Origin of the sequence: Streptomyces sp. NPDC057638, from assembly GCF_042800315.1 — a bacterium.
In the GTDB taxonomy this organism is placed as follows: domain Bacteria; phylum Actinomycetota; class Actinomycetes; order Streptomycetales; family Streptomycetaceae; genus Streptomyces.
In genome coordinates this window covers 1-2,274 of record NZ_JBHVHF010000557.1, presented here as the reverse complement: position 1 = coordinate 2,274, position 2,274 = coordinate 1, and the positions used below count along the sequence as shown (strand labels likewise).

Below are 2,274 nucleotides of genomic sequence, written 5' to 3'. Positions count from 1 at the left end.
CCAGGGGGCGGTTTCCCTCGTACTGGACGTACTCGGGAAATCCCGACAACGCTGGGGGTACTCCCCCAGGCTCCGCCCGGGGGCACCCCCACCCGGGCCGCAGGGCACAGGGGTGGGGGCACCTCCGGGCCGCAGGGCCCAGGGGGAGTGCGTGCCGGGCGTCGCGGGCCAGACGGGATTTGTCAGACACGGCCAAGGTCCTGGGCGCGGACGGGCCCGGCCGGAACGGGCCGGCGCGGGGCCCGTCTCAGCCGCCGGACCTGCTCCGCGCCCCCGCCGCCCGAGGGGATACGCTCCGATGCGTGGCTGATATCCAGATTCCCGCTGACATCAAGCCCGCCGACGGCCGTTTCGGCGCGGGCCCCTCCAAGGTGCGTACGGAGGCGCTCGACGCCCTCGCCGCGACCGGCACCTCCCTCCTCGGCACCTCCCACCGCCAGGCCCCGGTCAAAAACCTGGTCGGCGAGGTGCGCGCGGGACTGAGCGAGCTGTTCTCCCTCCCCGACGGCTACGAGGTCGTGCTCGGCAACGGCGGCTCCACCGCGTTCTGGGACATCGCGACGCACGGGCTGATCGAGCGGAAGTCCCAGCACCTGTCGTTCGGCGAGTTCTCCTCCAAGTTCGCCAAGGCGGCGAAGCTGGCGCCGTGGCTGGCCGACCCGACCATCGTCTCCGCCGACCCGGGCTCGCACCCGGAGCCGGTCGCCGAAGAAGGCGTCGACGTCTACGCCCTCACCCACAACGAGACCTCCACCGGCGTCGCCGCGCCCATCCGCCGGGTCGCGGGGGCCGACGAGGGCGCCCTGGTCCTGGTGGACGCCACCTCCGGCGCGGGCGGTCTGCCCGTCGACAGCGCCGAGTCGGACGTCTACTACTTCGCGCCGCAGAAGTCCTTCGCCGCCGACGGCGGGCTGTGGATCGCCCTGTTCTCCCCGGCCGCCCTGGAGCGCGCCGCCCGGGTGCACGCCTCGGGCCGCCATGTGCCGGAGTTCTTCAGCCTGCCGACCGCGATCGACAACTCGCTGAAGAACCAGACGTACAACACCCCCGCGCTGGCCACCCTCTTCCTCCTCAACGAGCAGGTGAAGTGGATCAACGGCCAGGGCGGTCTGTCCTGGTCGACCGCGCGCACGGCGGCCTCCGCGCAGGCGCTGTACGGGTGGGCCGACGCGTCCAAGCACGCCACCCCGTTCGTGACCGACCCGGCCAAGCGCTCCCATGTCATCGGCACGATCGACTTCAGCGACGACGTGGACGCGGCGGCCATCGCCAAGGTCCTGCGCGCCAACGGCATCGTGGACACCGAGCCCTACCGCAAGCTGGGGCGCAACCAGCTCCGTGTGGCGATGTTCCCGGCGGTCGACCCGGCCGATGTCGAGGCGCTGACGGCCTGCGTGGACTATGTGATCGAGCAGCTCTGAGCCATGACGACGGCCGGTGACCGAGAGGTCGCCGACCGCCCAGGGACCCGAGGGCCCCGCACCCGGACACCGACCGGGCGCGGGGCCCTCACCCGTGTGGGTGAGGGTCGGCTTACGGGGCGTAGCGCACACCATCGGCCTACGATGATGGTCTCGACACCTGTTCACTCAGGAGGCCCCATGTCCGCCGAAGCAGTGGAGTACCCCTGTGAGAGCGAGGCTCCCCGGCCCAAGCCCCTGCTCGCTGAGGCTGAGGACCTCGCGCGGCAGCTCCCGGGGCACCGCGTCGAGATCATCGGAGGCGTCATCACCGTGTCCCCATCCGCTGATGGAGCCCATGGCAGGGTTCTCACCAAGCTGATGCGCCCTCTCATCCTCGCCGGTCTCGACGATGGTGATACCGAAATCATCCAAGCGGTCGGCATCTGGCTGCCAAGTGGTCCACAGGACTTCGCCATTCCCGACCTCGCGGTTGTCGACGTCGGCTTCGAGGATCATCACGTCGCGAACAACTGCTACGACCCTGGCTACTTCCGCATGGTTGTGGAGGTGACGTCCAGTGACTACCGCGCTGATCTCCGCCGTAAGGTCACGGCCTACGCCAGTGCACGGGTCCCCGTCTACGTGATTGTCGACCGCCAGCACCAGCGGCTCCACGTCCTCACAGACCCGGATGGAATCGCCTACAGCCTCCACCGTACGCACGCGCCCGGCGAGCTGGTCACACTCCCCGAGTCCCTCGGCGTCGAGGTCAAGCTCGATGTGGCCGCGCTGCTGGAAGCGGGGAAGCCGCAGCTGACCGATACACAGCAGGGCTCCGACGCCTGACCCGGTGCGCCGCCCGCCCCCCGCG

The 2,274-nt window shown here is 70.4% G+C and carries 2 protein-coding genes; both read left to right on the top strand.

The features are described from left to right. The first annotated feature begins 302 nt into the window (after positions 1–302). Positions 303–1,421, top strand: a complete 1,119-nt coding sequence (gene serC, locus ACFVIM_RS34705) for a phosphoserine transaminase (RefSeq protein ID WP_384310256.1) — start codon at positions 303–305, stop codon at positions 1,419–1,421. 180 nt (positions 1,422–1,601) lie between these two features. Continuing rightward, positions 1,602–2,249: a Uma2 family endonuclease gene (locus tag ACFVIM_RS34700; protein WP_384310254.1), complete on the top strand. Its 648-nt coding sequence runs from the start codon at positions 1,602–1,604 to the stop codon at positions 2,247–2,249. Positions 2,250–2,274 lie beyond the last annotated feature (25 nt).